The organism is Stenotrophomonas bentonitica, from assembly GCF_013185915.1.
Classification (GTDB): Bacteria; Pseudomonadota; Gammaproteobacteria; order Xanthomonadales; family Xanthomonadaceae; genus Stenotrophomonas; species Stenotrophomonas bentonitica.
Genome location: NZ_JAAZUH010000004.1, coordinates 111,597 through 127,485, shown reverse-complemented (window position 1 = coordinate 127,485; position 15,889 = coordinate 111,597). Strand labels below are relative to the sequence as shown.

Annotated in this window: 10 protein-coding genes; 6 read left to right on the top strand and 4 right to left on the bottom strand. The window is 65.2% G+C overall.

The annotated features are described in order from the left end of the window. Positions 1–161: 161 nt before the first annotated feature. Together HGB51_RS18410 and HGB51_RS18405 are read left to right on the top strand one after the other, a co-directional pair. Entirely contained in the window at positions 162–752 is a 591-nt protein-coding gene (locus tag HGB51_RS18410) for a cysteine dioxygenase family protein (RefSeq protein WP_070208670.1), read from the top strand. A gap of 214 nt (positions 753–966) precedes the next feature. Next, positions 967–1,389 carry a hypothetical protein gene (locus tag HGB51_RS18405; RefSeq protein WP_141739192.1) on the top strand — a complete coding sequence of 141 codons (423 nt, stop codon included), beginning with the start codon at positions 967–969 and terminating at the stop codon, positions 1,387–1,389. Positions 1,390–1,396: 7 nt separating this feature from the next. Here the strand turns inward: HGB51_RS18405 and HGB51_RS18400 are convergent, their stop codons facing one another. Continuing rightward, positions 1,397–2,941: an MASE1 domain-containing protein gene (locus HGB51_RS18400; protein ID WP_070208672.1), complete on the bottom strand. Its 1,545-nt coding sequence runs from the start codon at positions 2,939–2,941 to the stop codon at positions 1,397–1,399. Positions 2,942–3,278: 337 nt separating this feature from the next. Between HGB51_RS18400 and HGB51_RS18395 the strand changes: the two genes are divergently transcribed. After that, positions 3,279–4,112, top strand: coding sequence for a PhzF family phenazine biosynthesis protein (locus HGB51_RS18395; protein WP_070208673.1), 834 nt, complete (start codon positions 3,279–3,281; stop codon positions 4,110–4,112). Positions 4,113–4,169: 57 nt separating this feature from the next. On the opposite strand, the gene HGB51_RS18390 is transcribed toward HGB51_RS18395, so the two are convergent. Continuing rightward, positions 4,170–7,910: a LamG-like jellyroll fold domain-containing protein gene (locus HGB51_RS18390; RefSeq protein WP_425505394.1), complete on the bottom strand. Its 3,741-nt coding sequence runs from the start codon at positions 7,908–7,910 to the stop codon at positions 4,170–4,172. Positions 7,911–8,161: 251 nt separating this feature from the next. Then, positions 8,162–10,921 carry a TonB-dependent receptor gene (locus HGB51_RS18385; protein ID WP_070208675.1) on the bottom strand — a complete coding sequence of 920 codons (2,760 nt, stop codon included), beginning with the start codon at positions 10,919–10,921 and terminating at the stop codon, positions 8,162–8,164. Positions 10,922–11,193: 272 nt separating this feature from the next. Between HGB51_RS18385 and HGB51_RS18380 the strand changes: the two genes are divergently transcribed. Genes HGB51_RS18380 through HGB51_RS18370 form a run of 3 tightly spaced genes read left to right on the top strand, consistent with a single transcriptional unit; the run spans position 11,194 to position 13,262 of the window. Beyond that, a complete protein-coding gene (locus HGB51_RS18380; protein ID WP_084739063.1) occupies positions 11,194–12,210 on the top strand; it encodes a sugar kinase in 1,017 nt (338 codons plus the stop codon). Further along, complete coding sequence (gene eda / locus HGB51_RS18375; RefSeq protein ID WP_070208676.1) at positions 12,197–12,835, top strand: bifunctional 4-hydroxy-2-oxoglutarate aldolase/2-dehydro-3-deoxy-phosphogluconate aldolase; 639 nt, start codon at positions 12,197–12,199, stop codon at positions 12,833–12,835. The genes HGB51_RS18380 and eda overlap by 14 nt, the downstream gene beginning before the upstream one ends. A gap of 43 nt (positions 12,836–12,878) precedes the next feature. Continuing rightward, positions 12,879–13,262, top strand: coding sequence for a hypothetical protein (locus tag HGB51_RS18370; RefSeq protein WP_070208677.1), 384 nt, complete (start codon positions 12,879–12,881; stop codon positions 13,260–13,262). 49 nt (positions 13,263–13,311) lie between these two features. Here the strand turns inward: HGB51_RS18370 and ligD are convergent, their stop codons facing one another. Beyond that, complete coding sequence (ligD, locus tag HGB51_RS18365) at positions 13,312–15,888, bottom strand: DNA ligase D (RefSeq protein ID WP_070208678.1); 2,577 nt, start codon at positions 15,886–15,888, stop codon at positions 13,312–13,314. Between the last annotated feature and the right edge of the window lies 1 nt (position 15,889).

Sequence of the window (15,889 nt, the reverse complement as noted above, 5' to 3'; positions counted from 1 at the left end):
CGTGTCGCTACGAGGTTGTCGCAATTGGCACGATTACACGGCAAACCGATAGACAGCGCCTACCGAACAACGGAAATCGATTGATTTTCCGGCCAACGTGCGGCGATTTGTCGTGATTCAGATCAAACATCGCCTTAACGTTCATCGCCTAGACTGGAGGCATGCAAGCCCATTGCGATGCCTTTCCGCGGTTCCATGGACGCGATCGATTGATCGCCGCCGTCGACCATGCGGTCCAGAATGACGATCCGCAGCAGATCGCCACGACCCTGCGTGGTGCACTGTGCGAGGCCATCGCTGACAGCCGCATCCAGCTGCCGGCCTGCGTGCACCAGCCGATCAGCGACCACTACGCCCGCCGCGAGCTCTACCGCAGCCCGACCCTCGGTTACAGCATCGTGGCGATGAGCTGGGCGCCGGGGCAGGGCACGCCGCTGCACGACCACAGCGGCCTGTGGTGCGTGGAAGGGGTGTGGCTGGGCCAGCTGGAAGTCACCCAGTACGCCCTGCTCGAACGCAACGGCGAGCGCTTCCGCTTCCGCGCCGAGCCCGCAGTCATCGGCGGCTGCGGCAGTGCGGGCAGCCTGATCCCGCCGCACGAGTATCACACCATCCGCAACGCCAGCGACACCGAGCTCGCCGTGTCCGTGCACGTCTACCAGGGCGAAATGATCCGCACCGCCATCTTCGAGCCCGAAGGCAACGGCTGGTACGAACGCCACCTCAAGGAACTGGAAACCGACGAAGCCTGATCGTCTGGAACTTCAGAAACTCGCGTTCGGGACATGGCGATGTCTCTGCTGACGTGATCGACCCCCTCGACTTCCGGCCGGCCGGACACGCGTATCGATACGTCGATTCCTTCCAGGCTCTTTCGCGCTCGTATCAGAGATTGTGTAGAGCTTGTGATGCGACTGCTACCTAGCATCGTGCGGGATTTTCCCGTCACCAGTGCTGGAGCACAGCATGCAAAATCGAGCAATCGTCATGGCCACCACTGCGTTGCTGCTTACCACCGCCCCTGCCGTCTCAAATGCCCAGCAGGATTGGAATGGCAATGAAGCACAGGGGTTGGGTCACCCCCAACCATCGACCGCGAACGTAAGTCTGAGCGACAACTGGAAGGCCTACCGCTTCGACCGGGATGGCATCCGCTACTATCAGGTCAATGATCGCAACGACAACGTCCACGTCGTGGTCGGAAAAGTAGACGAGATCATGTGGGCGCTGCCTGCCGGCAAGCCATCTGCCAGAACCTCGCTTCCCTCATGGCGCCTCAAGATTTCCGAAGACGCCGTGCCTACCCTTGTCTACTCCGATGAGGAGATCTCCCTGATTCACTACCAGGACGGCAGCAACACCGTCTGGTCAGTGGAAGAGGCCCGCTGAGAGCTCTTCAGCTCAAGGGCGGCTCCTCCGCCTCGCTGGATTCAACCAGAAGAATCCGAACCCGATTGCGGCGGCACTGAACAGTGCCGCCGTAGGGCAGCGTCCGTCCGGTAAGCCGCTCAGTGGTGATACCCATTGTCCCTTCTGTGATGTGCCTTTGCGGGTCGATCAGCGCGACGACCACGAAGATTCCCCGCGTACCGCCGATCTGGCCACAGCGCGCGTGTACCCTGATCTGGTCCTCCTCGTGCTCCAGCAGTACCGAGACTGCCTCCGCCATTGCTCGGTACGCAGCGAGCTGCAAGCCGGTACTCATCCCGCATGGGTCCCCCACCATCCGCGGAGACAATACGCGCCGCGAGCTTCTCCAGTGTTCTCCCAGGCCGCTCAACTGTACGCTCAAGTAAAGCCCAACGTGTTCCAGGGCGGTGGGATACACCAGGCTTGTATGCTCCCGAAACTTTCTCGAGTTCGCGACGGACACCTGCAGCAACGAGTGCGCCATGTCCGGATGACCATTGTCCCGGAGGTAGTATGCAATCTCGCTCAGGGAATGATCGATGCCATCCCCCATCTTTCGCATCTCCAGTACGCGGCGACGCAGGTCCATCTCACCGGCAAAGTGCGACGCCCTCGCATGCGCGGCCGTGACGAGTTCCCTCTTTCGACCGCTTGTGTAGTGGTGATAGTAGTGACTGATGCTGTACCCGAGCGTAAGTAGAGCCACGCCCGCAATCATCAGTATCTGCTGTGCCACGAACGTGGACGAGTCGAACGACCAGGGTTCACTTCCTCTACTGGTCAATCCAATGACCATGTTCACCAATGGAACCGCTATCGCGGCGCCACGCCAACCATGCATGCATGTCAAGGCAATGGCAGGCAGAGCAACCAGCAGCTGTAGCGTGATCTTCAGCGATGGCGCACTGGTCGGTACCAGAAGCGTCAACAGTCCCAATCCCACGATCACGGCGGCAGCACCAGCGGTTGCAGCGGCGTATCGTCGATTCCACTCCCAGCCGGACTTCCTGCGTGTCCAGAGCAAGGCCAGCGGCGCGAGCGTGAGGATGCCGATGAACTGCCCCAACGCGCCTCTTGTGGCGTCTGTCAGGAAATCGTTGCGGTGGGGAACGGGCCACAACAGATGCGAGAAGCCGAGATTCAGCAGCGTTACCACCAGCGCAGAAGTCATTGCGGCGGAGATAAACCAGGCATCTGTTCTCGCGTCCATCAGCCGTCGGTGCCAGTGCACGATCAGGGCAACCGCGGGCATTAGAGATACTGACGACAGAATCGTCCACGCCAAACCATATGTATCGATCATGGGAAAGCGCATGTGCGCGAAGTACGCGTACTCACCCAGTATCAGGTACGGCCACAGGCGCATGGGAAACATCAGAAGCGCAGCAACACGAAGTCCTGCGGGAAGGTGAAACTGATCCATCGATACCTGCCGCGCCGCCCAGCAGGACAGCGCGTAAGCGGCAGCAAGAACGAAGCCAACTGACTCAATGGGGAGCTTCATTTCAAAGCTGCGCTTCCACCGTTCCATGGGCTGTTCCCTCTTTTGAACACTGACGAGGCGCGGACGGTATCGATGGGGCGGAATGATGGCAATGGCACCTGGAGATTTTCAGAAGATCATCAATTCATGGAGAGCTGCAGGCCCGCATGAGAGGACATGAAGGAATAGAAACTGCAAGGTCTTCTGGGTGCCACGCGAACTTGCTCACACTTTGGAGCGGCGTGATCTACACTCATTCCGAACAGAGCGATAGGTGCGCACTTTGTCGCGAACTGCATGGAACGTGGCTATGACAGCATGAGATTGACAGGGTTGTCTGACGCGATCTGCTCAATCGTGTTCATCGCATAACAGGAGAGTTTCCGTGTCCACCTATCCATTCGCCCAGGTCAACGTTTTCAGTACAGACCCACTACTCGGCAACCCGCTTGCGGTGGTGCTCAATGCCGACGGGCTGGGCGATGCCCGCATGGCGGCGTTTGCCCGCTGGACCAACCTGAGCGAGACCATCTTCGTTTCCGCGCCCAGCGACCCGCGTGCGGACTACCGCGTGCGTATCTTCACCACGCTGGGCGAGTTGCCCTTTGCCGGGCATCCCACCCTGGGTAGTTGCCATGCGTGGTTGGCCACTGGCGGCGTGCCGCAGGGCGTGGAGATCGTGCAGGAATGCGGGATTGGCCTGGTACGGATTCGCCGCAATGACACCGGGTTTGCCTTCGATGCGCCGCCGCTGTTGCGTGAGGGGCCGCTGGAAGCTGCGTTGCGGCAACGCGTTCTTGCAGGCCTTGGCGTGGCCGCCGACGACGTGGTGGATGCCCGGTGGGTGGACAACGGGCCGCCGTGGATTGCGGTGCGCCTGCGCACCCGGGCAGCAGTGTTGGCCGTGCGGCCGGATTACGCGGCGTTGGACGGGCTGATGGTGGGCGTGTTTGCCGCGTGCGGTGAGGGCGACGAAGTAGACGCACAGTACGAGTCGCGTGCGTTCATCGCGGGGGAGGCGGCGCCGGAGGATCCGGTGACCGGCAGCCTCAACGCGGGCATTGCGCGGTGGTTGCTGGGCGAGGCGCCGGCGCGGTATGTGATCAGCCAGGGCACGGTGTTGGGGCGTGCGGGTCGGGTGCAGGTGGAGCGTGATGGCGATGCGTTGTGGATTGGGGGGGCGTGCGTCACCTGTATCGAGGGTGCCGTAACGCTGTAGAGCCGGGCTCTGCCCGGCTGCACGGAGGCACCGAGCCGGGCAGAGCCCGGCTCTACGTCAGAAGGTTACGTTATTGTTCCGCTGCGTCACTTCCGCGCCGCCATCCTGCAATGCCACGCGCACGCGAAGGCCGCTGCGGTTGCCTGCCGGCAACGGCAGGCTCACGGTGGTGGTCTTCGGCACCAGATCCACCGGCGCTTCCATCGCCGGAATCTCGATCCGCGCCAGCTCACGCCCGTTCGCATCTTCCAGCACCGCCGTACCCACCGGTGTACCCACGTGCCCCAGGCTGTGCACGGTCACGTGCACCTGGCGACCGTCCACGCGCACGTCGCCACGGCCCACGCCCAGGTCCGGGCGCAGCTCCACCGGCGTGCCGGCCTTGATCAGTTCGAACTCGAACACCTGCGCCACGCCCGGTGCGAACCGCAGCGGAACGCTTGCGCTGCGCTCCAGCGTCATCTCCCGCGTTTCGCCCTTGCCATCGATGCGGTCGTCGCTGTCACGGTCGACGCCGCTGGTCATCCGCCACTGCCCTGCGGTGACGTTCCAGGTGCTCATCTCCGCATCGGCGGCGCGCGTGCCCAGGTTGTAGCCGATCACCGTGAAGCGCTCGGTGGACGGCGCATGCACCAGTAGGGCCACCTGCTCTGCGGCGTCGGGCTGCGCGAAGCGCCAGCTCACCGTGTGTCCCGGCCAGCTCTGGTTGCGCTTGAGCGCAATGCCGCCGAGGCGTGCACGCTGCAGGAACTCGCTCGGTGCTTCCACGCGGTCGGACCACCAGTGGCCTTCGGTGTTCATGTACTCGCGTTGCGCCTTGGCCTGGATGCCGTCGGCATGCAGTGCTTCCAGGTACTTCTTGTCGCCGGTGGCCTGCCACGCCATCAGGCTGGAGAAACCGGTATTGCCGGCGTCGGCGTCGGCCACCAGCTTCGGGTTCCATTCGGTGCCCTTGCCCAGCACCTCGACGAAGTTCTCGCCCAGGTTGGCCAATGCACCGGGGCCGCCGCGCTGCACGCGGTAATCCAGCGCCTTCAGGTACTTGTCGTCGCCGCTCCAGCGCCAAGCTGCCCAGAAGGTGTGCATCACATCGCCACCGCCCGAGCCGTTGTTGAGCTCGCCGCCGCGCACCTTTCCTGTCTGCCAGTTGATCTCGTTGGGCAGCGCCCAGCGGCCCTTGTCGTCGGTGTAGGCGTGCGCCAGGTAGCTGTCGGCCAGGCCGGTGACCAGCTTGCGACCGGTCGGGTCGGCGTTGTACTGGCCGACCAGGAAGGCCGGGTGCAGCGCCGGGAAGGAGTACGGCTTCTGCCATTGCCAGTTCGGCTCGCGGTACACCTTGTTGCCGCCGAACCAGTTGCTGGAAAACAGCAGGTTGCCCTGCGGATTGGGCAGGATGATGCGTTCGTCGAACGCCTTCACCGTTTCCATAAGGCGTTCCAGGGTGAGCGGATCGCCCCAGTTGAGGTACAGCATCGCGCTGTTGGCGTTGATGCCTTCCTCGTAGGAATGCAGCTCATCGGTTTCGATGGTGCTCAGGCCGTTGGAGAACATGCCGTTGCGGTACACCGCGTCGGACAGCGCGGTGAGCGAGCGGTTCAGGCGGTCTGGCTGCACGCCCATCAGCGCCAGCCCCGGCCATTGCTGGGTGAGGTCGGTGTCGTCGGAGATGCCGCCACCGAAGTCGCCGTAGGCGATCTGCCGGTTGTCGATCCACCAGTCCACGAAGCGACGCACGTACTTCAGGTCTTCGGTCTGCCGGAATGCCCACAGCGGCACGTCCTTGGGCGCTTCGGGCTGGGTGAACGGCGGTTTGCCCTGGCTGTTGTAGCTGATGTAGTTCCAGTACAGGCGCCCCAGCGCGTGGTCCGGGTCCACCCGCAGCAGGTCGCTCAGGTCCGCGTACACGCGCGCATACAGGCGCTGGCGCTTGGAGGTGGTGTGCTCTTCGACCAGGAAACCCCAGTTGTCGCGCACCTGGTTGAAACGGTCGGCAATGTGCTCCTTCTTCGCCTCGGCGCGGTCCTTGTAGACCATGCGGATCTCCGCACCGTCCAGCGAAGCGGCGTTGAAGCCCGGCGCACCCGAGGCGATGCTGATCCACAAACTGTCGGCGGTGAGGATGCGATCACGCAGGTCCAGCCACAGCGTGCGCTTCTGGTTCGGCTTTACCGAGACCGACACATCGATCATGTCGCGCGCCGGCCAGATCGGGTCCTTGATGCGGATGTTGAGCGGGATCAGGCCATCACGCGCGGCCGGCAGGTCCAGCGCCGGCAGGTCGATGGCCACGCCGTCGAGCCCGTCGTACATGTTTTCCCAGCTGTGCGCCCAGCTGCGGATCAGCGGCTGCGCTGCGGGAGCGTCGCCCACGCCGGAAGGAATCAGCACGTGCACGATCGGGAGCGGCTGCGCCGGCAGCGTGTCCGCGCCGCGGCGACGCGATCCGGCGCCCTTGGGCAGCGCCATCACCGTGCTGCGTTCGGCGGCCGGGTAGCGACCGTCGATGTACTCGCGCAGCGTGGTGATGTTGAGGTAGTCGGGGAGGGCCTGGCTGTCGATCAGGTAGCGCTGCTTCACCGTGCCTTCCGGCTCGGCGGCGTCGCTGACCTGGTAGGCCCAGATCTCCTGGATCGGCGTTTCCTGCGCGGTATTGCGGAAGTGCAGCACCCCTCCGGTCTGCGCCGGAATGTCGTCCACGCTGCGCACCACGCCCTGCGGGCGCTGCAGCAGCGGCGTGGCAGCGGCATCGCCCGCGCTGTGGCTGAGCCCACCGAAGGCCGCGCCGCGTACTTCAATGCGGTTGACGGTCTCACCGGCGGGGACGGTCAGGTCGAGCTGCTGGCCGCCTTCCACGTAGGTGTTCCAGTCCGGCAGCTGGAAGTAGTCGTTGCGGCCGGGCAGGCGCGAGCGGTTGTACACGCCCGGCCAGGTGGTTTCGGCGATGCCGTCGGTCGCCTTCCACATCCACTGCTTGTAGTCCCTGGTATCGGCGAACTCGATCTTGCGGATGGTGGTGGTGGGTGCGGTGAGTGCCGGCGGTGCGGCGCTGTCCCACCCGAAGCGATGATTCCAGGCGCGCATCAGACCAGTGTCGGCTACGCTGCTGCCCGGTGCCTTGTTGGCGGCCAGCGCCGCCATGCCGGCAGGGTCGAGCAGGCGGTCGTAGACGCGGATCTCGTCGAAGTCGCTGCCGCGCAGGAAGTTGTAGCGGCTCTGCACCTGGTAGGGCGCCATCACCCGCCCGGCCAGGCCGAGCTGGTCCAGCGCCGCGTCGTAGTCGGCGGTGGTCTCCGCGCGGGCGACCTCCTTGCCATCCACGTACAAGCGCACGCCGTGGTTCTCGTCCCAGCCGAAGGCGATGTGCTGCCACTGTTGGGGATCGGGCGTCTTGTCGAGCTTGAACGACACGCGGGTGCGCGCCAGGTTGGCGTCGGTCACGAAGGCATCAAAGCCGTGGCCGTTCCAGTCGATGCGCAGCCAGGCCATGTCCCAGCTGCTGTGGTCGGCGTAGCCGACCCGGAAGATCACGAACGGCGCTTCGCCAACCGCATAGCGCGAACGCCAGTAAAAACCGAGGGTGCCGCGCTGGGCCTGGATGTTGCCCGGGGCGTTCCACGACAGCACACCATCGTCGGCCCACTGGATGGCGCGGCCACGCGCACCGTCTGCCACGGTGGTGACTTTGTCGACGAAGTTGGGAACGGCATCGCCTTCGGCGTGGTCGGCCTCCAGGCCGTGCTCGGCCGAGACATGGAACAGCAGCTGTGGCGCAGTCTGCGCGGTGGCAGTGCCGGACAAGGCGACCAACACCGCCAGTGCCAACGTTCGCGGTAGCGTCGGCCGCTGGCCGACCCTCGCACACCCGTCAACGCCCGAAACGGCCCGAACCACTCCACCCCAAAGCACCATGTGACCTTTCCTTTCCACAGCACATCACCACGGCCGCAGCGTATGCGCAGGGCCGCCAGAAACTAGCAAACGGGAAGCAGTGCGGCATCTTGCGCCGCAACAGCGGCGTGGTTGCCCACGCCGCTGCCGGTTACGCGCACTCAGAACTTGTAACGAACGCCCAGCTGGTACTGCCGGCCGGTTTCGGTGTATTGCAACGGCAGGCGACCGGTGGCCGGCGAGTACACCCACTCGTCGCTGGCTTCGTTGGTCAGGTTCATGCCTTCCAGACTCAGCTCCAGCTGGTCGCTGATCGCATAGCGGATCGAGGCGTCGATGAAGGTGGTGCCGGTCATGCCGTGGGTACCGTCCACGTTGAAGCCTGCTTCGGTGCCCGGCACCTGGGTCAGGTAATCGTCGCGGTTGGTGGCCGAGACGCGGCCGGACCAGACGGTGCCTTCATAGAACAGCGTGGCGTTCCAGGACGACTTGGACAGACCGGTCAGGTCGGCCTTCATCACCGGCTGGCCGCTGGAGTTGATGTACTGGATCTGCGATTCGACCCAGGTGTAGTTCAACTGGATGCCCAGGTTCGACCAGTTGCCCGGCAGGAAGGTGAACGGCTGGATGTAGTTCGCTTCCACGCCGTGCAGTTCGCCACCCGGGGTGTTGACCGGCTTGGTGTAGGTGAAGTCATCCGACGGCGAAGCGCCGGTACCGATCAGCAGCGAGTAGGGCAGGCCGCTGGCGCTGTACGGCGCCACTTCGCGGGTGGTCTGCACGAAGCTCTCGATGTCCTTGTAGAACAGGCCGATGCCGGCCATCGCGCCTTCGGAGAAGTACCACTCGAAGCCCAGGTCCACGTTCTTGGCGCGGATCGGGTCCAGGTACGGGTTGCCGCTGGAGATGGTGCGCGCACCGCCGGCCACGGCCACGGTGGCACCCGGGGTCAGGCTGCCCAGGCCCGGGCGGCTCATTACCTTGGCCGCACCGAGGCGGATCAGGAAGTCCGGGGTGATTTCCGCGACCAGGTTGAACGAGGGCAGGGTGTCGTCGTACTCACGATCCACCGTGGTCGCTACGGTGCCGGTGGCCAGCGTGGAAAGACCGGTGGAGCTCTGCTTGGTCTTTACATAGCGCACGCCGAAGTTGCCCGAGAACGGAATGCTGCCCAGTTCGGTGGAGAACTCACCCATCAGGTAGCCGCCGCGGTCTTCTTCTTCCACGCTGCGCGAGTTGTTGGCGCGCGGGGCGACGGCGAAGGTGCCGCTGGTGCTGTAGATGTCGAACTGGTCGGCAATGGCGTCCAGGTTCGGCACCACCCACTGGTCAGGCGTACCGGTGATGCCCTTGAGACCGGCCTGCTGGGTCATGTCCACCGGCACGATCTTGGTGCCGTTGGGGAAGTTGGGCACGGCCAGCTCGCTGGCGCGGCGCATTTCCACGGTGTCGAAGGTGTAGTTCTTCGCGAGGATACCGCCCTTCAGGCGGAAGCCGGGGGTCAGGTTCCAGTTGAAGTCGACCTGGCCGGTGTCGAAGTCGTTGTCCACGTACTGCGGACGCAGACGGATCTCAGCCAGTTCCCAACCGACCGGGTTGGTCGGGTCGATGCCGTAGTTCAGCTTGGGGAAGCGGCTGTTGCCACGGTAGTCGTAGCTGTAACCATCCACATCGTACTTGTCCATGATGATGGTGGTCTGGATCGGGTTCTCGTGCTTGGAGCGCGAGATGCCGACCTTGCCGGACAAGGTGAAGTCGTCGCCGAAACGGTGCTGGCCGTTCAGCGCGATCTGCTTGAACTCGGTGCTCCACTCGTCGTGGCGGTTTTCGGTGCGGATGTCGACGTTGTCGAACTCACCGTAGACCAGCGCGTTGTTCTCGATCACGCCGTCCTTGACGATCATCGCCGGCTTGCCGACCAGGCGCGGGTTGGTGCTGGTGCCGCGGCTGAAGGAAATGGCTTCGATGTAGTGCTCGTCGCGCTTGGCGTCGATCTTCGAGTACAGCGTGTCCAGCGAGATCTCAGTGGCGTCGGTCGGCTTCCACTGCAGGGTGCCGGTCACGCCCAGGCGCTTCTGCTCGTGCTCCATCTGCACGTAACGCGGGAAGCGCGGGTGGTACACGCTGGCCGAACGCGCCTGGGTGAACGGCGAGGCGGCATTGAAGTTGCCGTTGCTCGGACCATTGGCCCAGCGGCCGGTGTTGGAGCCTTCTTCCAGTGCCTGGCGCTCGGAGTAGGCCACCGACAGCAGTGCGCCGAAGGTGCCATCGGCCCAGGTGTTGGAGATCAGCGCGGCCACGCGCGGGTCGGCCTTTTCAGCCATCGCGTTGTAGCTGGCCTGGCCGCTGGCGGCGAAGGTGAAGCCGTCGTAGTCGAACGGGCGCGCGGTGCGCAGGTCGACGGTGGCGCCCAGCGAGCCTTCTTCCACGTCGGCCGAGGCGGTCTTGCGCACCAGCAGCTGCGAGAACAGGTCCGAGGCGAACACGTTGAAGTCGAAGCCGCGGCCACGGTTGGTGCCGCCGCTCTGGTCGCCGGCGCCGACCGTGGTCAGCGCTTCCATGCCATTGATGCGCACGCGGGTGAAGTCCGGGCCCAGGCCGCGCACCGAGATGTTGCGGCCTTCGCCGGCTTCGCGGGTGATGACCACGCCGGGCACGCGCTGCAGCGACTCGGCCAGGTTCAGATCGGGGAACTTGCCGATGTCTTCGGCGACGATGGCATCGACTACGCCGGCTTCGCCGCGCTTGATGTCCAGCGCCTTTTCGACGCTGGCGCGGTAGCCGGTGACGGTGACGGTGTCCAGGTCGGTGGCCGAAGCCGGGGCCGGATCCTGCGCCAGGGTGGTTCCGCTCAGCGCCAGGCCGATCGACAGGGCGAGCAAGGTAACCGGTGTCTTTTTATGGATGTTTCGATATTGCATGTTTTCCCTCTCCCAAGGTGCTACATGAAACAGCTATCCGGCGACATGTCAGTGCAATGACACCGCTGGTCAGAGCCGACGTTAACAGTCCGTTGGGAATCGAGCATCTTGCACCGCAACAGACTTGAAATGTCCCGTAGACGTCTGCGGGACAATGGTTTCTGCCCACCGAACCGGTGGACGGAGCGCGCCACACCGCTAGAATGACACCGCTAGCCATTGCGATTCGGGGCCTGTCCCCGGGTCATGACCACCACGAAGGATCCATCGCCATGAGTCGTGTTGTCTGTTTCGGGGAGTTGTTGCTGCGCATGAGCGCGCCGGGCCGTGAACTGCTGCTGCAGACGCCGCAGCTGGCGGTGCACGCCGGCGGCGCGGAGGCCAACGTGGGCGTGTCGCTGGCCCACTTCGGTCACAGCGTGCAGATGGTCAGCACGCTCCCGGCCAATCCGCTGGGCCAGTACGTGGCCGGGGAACTGCGCCGGCACGGGGTGGACACCACCCACGTGCAGACCCGCCCGGGCCGCATGGGCCTGTACTTCCTCACCACCGGCGCGGTGCAGCGCGCCAGCGAAGTGGTCTACGACCGCGTGGACTCGGCATTCTCGCTGGGCCAGGCCAGCGACTACGACTGGGACACGCTGCTGCGCGGCGTGCAGTGGCTGCATCTTTCCGGCGTGAGCCCGGCGCTGAACCCGGCCATGGCCGAGGCCACCCTGGTGGCCGCGCGCGCCGCCTGCGAGCGCGGGGTCAAGGTGTCCTTCGACGGCAACTTCCGGCCCTCGCTGTGGGCGCGCTGGGAAGGCGATGCGCCGGCCATCCTGCGGGAGCTGTTCGCCTGTGCCACGGTCGCCTTCGCCGACTACCGCGACATCGGCGTGGTGCTGGGCGGGCAGTTCGAGCAGGCCGCGCTGGCCGAGCGCGTGGATGCCGCCGCCGTGCAGGCGTTCGCGGCGTTCCCGCGCCTGCAGTGGATGGCCTGCACGCAGCGCACGACCCACAGCGTTGACCACCACGCGCTGGGGGCGATGCTGCTGGGTCGCGACGGCACCCGCGCGGTGGCGCCCACGCGCGAGATGATCGGCATCGTGGACCGCATCGGCGGTGGCGATGCGTTCGCCGCCGGGATCCTGCATGGCATGATGCAGGGCTTCGAACCGGACGCGATCGTGCGTTTCGGCCTGGCTGCGGCCAGCCTGAAGCATTCGATCCCTGGTGATTTCAACCCCGTCAGTGAAGCTGACGTACTGGCCCTGACGGGCGAGGAGCGATTCGATGTCCGGCGCTGATCCGCGCGTACGCGCAGTATTGAAACTGGCCCCGGTGATTCCGGTGTACACCCCGGAAAGCGTGGACGAGGCCGTGCAGGTGGCCCAGGCGCTGTTCAACGGCGGCCTGCCGGTGATCGAAGTGACCCTGCGCACCGCCGTGGCGATGGACGCGATCCAGGCGATGGTGGAGGCCGTGCCGGACGCGGTGGTGGGCGCGGGCACGGTGCTGACGGCCGCGCAGATGGAGAAGGTGAAGTCCGTGGGCGGGCGGTTTGCGGTGGCGCCGGGCGCTACCGAGCGGCTGTATGCCGCCGCGCGCGATACCGACCTGCCGTTCCTGCCGGGCGTGGCGACCTCGTCGGAGCTGATCCTGGGCCTGGAGCACGGGCTGGACACCTTCAAGTTCTTCCCGGCGGTGCAGGCCGGTGGCATCGGCATGCTGCAGGCCTGGAACGGCCCGTTTGGCGACGTGCGCTTCTGTCCCACCGGCGGCATCAGCGCGCAGACCGCGCGCGACTTCCTGCACCTGCCCAACGTGCTGTGCGTGGGCGGTTCGTGGCTGACCACGCGTGCACTGCTGCAGGCGAAGGACTGGGCGGGCATTGAAGGGCTGGCAAGGGCATCGGCTGCGCTGGTCGGCTGAGGCGCTCATAATGACGGCAGTTCCGCTGCCGTCTGTGTGACCCATGTCTGCTTTGTCGATCGCAAAAACCGTGGTGCTGTCCGTGTTGTCGGTGGTGGTGGCGCTGTTCGTGCTGGGCATGGTCAGTGGCATCGCCGGATGGACCGCGCCGTGGGTGGGACTGGGCGACAGCCAGCTGCGGCTGGCGTGGGACCTGGCCTGGACCATCCTCGGTGGGGTGGCGGCCACGGCGTTCGCTGCGCGCTATGCGCCGAATGCACCGTATGTGCATGGCGGGGTGGTGTGGTTCCTGATTGCCGGTGCGTCCGCGTTTGCGGCGTGGGACCTGGGCAACGATTTCCCGTTCTGGTTCGTGGTGACGCTGCTGGTGTCGCTGCCGGTGCAGGCGGTGGGGATCTGGATCGGGGCGCGGTATCGGCCCCGGTAACATTCCGTGGAGCCGGCCGGCGGCCGGCACTACGGGCCTACCCGTCGCCTCACGACATTGGTAACACCTGATCCACGTCTTCAATTCCTTCCCACGGATCGGCTTTCAACCGCTGCGCCCGCTGCAGCGCTTTCGGCATTGGGAATGCGTCGGCGGCGGTGATCCGCCCCAGCTCTTCCCAACGCAACGGTACCGCCACGCCCGCTGACGGCCGCGCGCGCAACGACCACGAACACACGCTGGTGGCGCCGCGCGCATTGCGCAGCCAGTCGATGAAGATCACGCCGTTGCGCTTGGCCTTGCTCATGGTGGCCACGTAGCGCTCCGGCGCGTGCTCGGCCATGGCCTGCGCGAACGATTCGCAGAAATCCTTGGCCTGTGCCCAGTCCGCTTTGGGCTTCAGCGGCACCACCACGTGCACGCCCTTGCCACCAGAGAGGCGCACGAAACTTTCCAGTCCCACTTCCTGAAGCCGCGCACGGATATCACGGGCGGCCGCTTTGATCGCGGCCCAGGTCACGCCTTCGCCTGGATCCAGGTCAAACACCATCCGGTCCGGATGTTCCGGGTCGTCCACCGTGGCGCCCCACGGATGCAGCTCCAGGGTGTTCATCTGCACCAGCTGCAGCAGGCCTTCCACGTCTTCGACGTACAGGTAATCCTCGCGCCCGCTCTTCTGCTGCAGCGGTATCGCCTGCACCGCGTCGCCGAGGCCGGTGCCGTGGTGTTTCTGGAAGAAGCACTGCTTGTCCACGCCATCGGGGCAGCGCAGCAGCGACAGCGGGCGGCGTGCTACTTCCGGCAGGATCCATCGCGCCATCTGCCGGTAGTAGTCGGCCACGTCGCCCTTGGTGAGCTTGGCCTTCGCAAAGACCACGCGTTCGGGATGGCTGATGGCTACATCCGCGACCTCAACGCCAACCGACTTGGCTCCTGCGCGTGATTTCGCTGCAGCGACCTTCGCAACCGGGGCTTTCACTTTGCTGCCTGCACCGGTCGCCGCCTTCGTCGCCCCAGCGCCCAGGTCCTTGGCAGTCTTGTCCTCGCGCAGTCGCTTGAAGCTGGCCTGGCGCAGCAACCCTTCCTTGGCCCAGCCACGGTACGCGACTTCGGCCACCAGCGTGGGCTTCACCCAGTGCACGCTGCTGGCCTTGAACGGCACGTGCGAAGGCAGTGCCACCGCCGCCTTGTCGGTCGCCAGCGCCTTGAGCTGCTTGTGCATGGCCGCCAGCTTGGCATCGTCGAAGCCGGTACCTACGCGACCCACGTAACGCAGGCCGCCTTTATCGGGCGTCGCCATCAGCAGCGAGCCGAAGCCTCTGCGCGAGCCCTTGGGATCGGTGTAGCCCACGATCAGGAACTCATCGGTGTTCTCGTGCTTCACCTTCACCCAGCTCGGCGAGCGCGCGTTGACATACGCCGCGTCCACCCTCTTGCTGACGATGCCTTCAAACCCTGCAGCGCCGCTGGCGGCAAACACCTCCGGGCCATGGTCAAGCACATGATCGCTGTAGGCCAGGGTGCCAGGCACATCGCCCAGCAGGTCCTTCAGCAGTTCCTTGCGGTCCAGCAGCGGCGAGCGGCTGATGTCCACGCCCGCGATACCGGGCATGTCGAACACCACGTAGCGCAGCGGCTGTCTGCTGGTGCCGTCGATGACCTTTTGCAATGCGGTGAAGTCGCTGCGGCCGTCCGCGTCCAGCACCACCAGTTCGCCGTCCAGGCGCAGGTCGGTGACCGGCAGGGCGGTGATGGCCTGGACCACTTCGGGAAAGTCGTTGCTCCAGTTCAATCCACCGCGCGAGCGCAGCGAGGCCACGCCCCCGGTCACGTCGGCCAGCAGGCGGTAGCCGTCCCATTTGATCTCGTGCAGCCAGGCATCGCCATCGGGCGCGCTGTCGCGGTGGTCGGTGAGCTGCGGTTTGAAATCGTGGGGGTAGGGCTTGTCGCGGGCGTGTTCAAGCTGCAGAGCGCGCTTGGCCCAGCGCGCGTCTGCGTTCCGGCCGGAAGCAGGTCTGGTGGTCCGGGTGGTGGTGGTCTTCGTACTTTTTTTTGTGGTTTTGGCTGACGACGAGGTCTTGCTTGTTCGGACGGTCTTTACCTTGGCCACGGGTTCCTCCAGCAGTGCGTCGGCGTCGGCATCACGCGCCTCGCCGTCATCGCGCTTGATCAGCAGCCATTGATGCTGGCGGCCTTTCATCGCGGTGCGCACCAGCTTCCAGCCGCCGTTGAGGCGGGTGCCATGCAGCACGAAGTCCAGTTTTCCGGCGGCGATCGCCTCCAGCGGGTCGCCCTCGCAGGCCCAGGTGCCGTGGTCGAACACGTCCACATGCCCGGCCCCGTAGTGGCCCTTCGGAATGTCGCCTTCAAACGTGGCATAGGAAATCGGGTGGTCTTCCACTTCTACCGCCAACCGTTTCTCGCCCACGCGCAGCGACGGGCCCTTCGGTACCGCCCAGCTCTTCAGCACGCCGTCGGCTTCCAGGCGGAAGTCGTAGTGCCGCGAGCTGGCATGGTGCAGCTGCACCACGAAGATCGGCCGGCGCGCGGTGGCACCGTGCGGGTCATGGTCGGGCTCCGGCGTTTCCCCGAAGCGGCGCTTGCGGCGGTATTCCTGCAACGACACA

Excerpts from the sequence above, each read along its gene's own strand:
- HGB51_RS18410 (WP_070208670.1), top strand. The coding sequence starts at position 162 with ATGCAAGCCCATTGCGATGCCTTTCCGCGGTTCCATGGACGCGATCGA.
- HGB51_RS18405 (WP_141739192.1), top strand. The coding sequence starts at position 967 with ATGCAAAATCGAGCAATCGTCATGGCCACCACTGCGTTGCTGCTTACC.
- HGB51_RS18400 (WP_070208672.1), bottom strand. The coding sequence starts at position 2,941 with ATGGAACGGTGGAAGCGCAGCTTTGAAATGAAGCTCCCCATTGAGTCA.
- HGB51_RS18385 (WP_070208675.1), bottom strand. The coding sequence starts at position 10,921 with ATGCAATATCGAAACATCCATAAAAAGACACCGGTTACCTTGCTCGCC.
- HGB51_RS18380 (WP_084739063.1), top strand. The coding sequence starts at position 11,194 with ATGAGTCGTGTTGTCTGTTTCGGGGAGTTGTTGCTGCGCATGAGCGCG.
- eda (WP_070208676.1), top strand. The coding sequence starts at position 12,197 with ATGTCCGGCGCTGATCCGCGCGTACGCGCAGTATTGAAACTGGCCCCG.
- HGB51_RS18370 (WP_070208677.1), top strand. The coding sequence starts at position 12,879 with ATGTCTGCTTTGTCGATCGCAAAAACCGTGGTGCTGTCCGTGTTGTCG.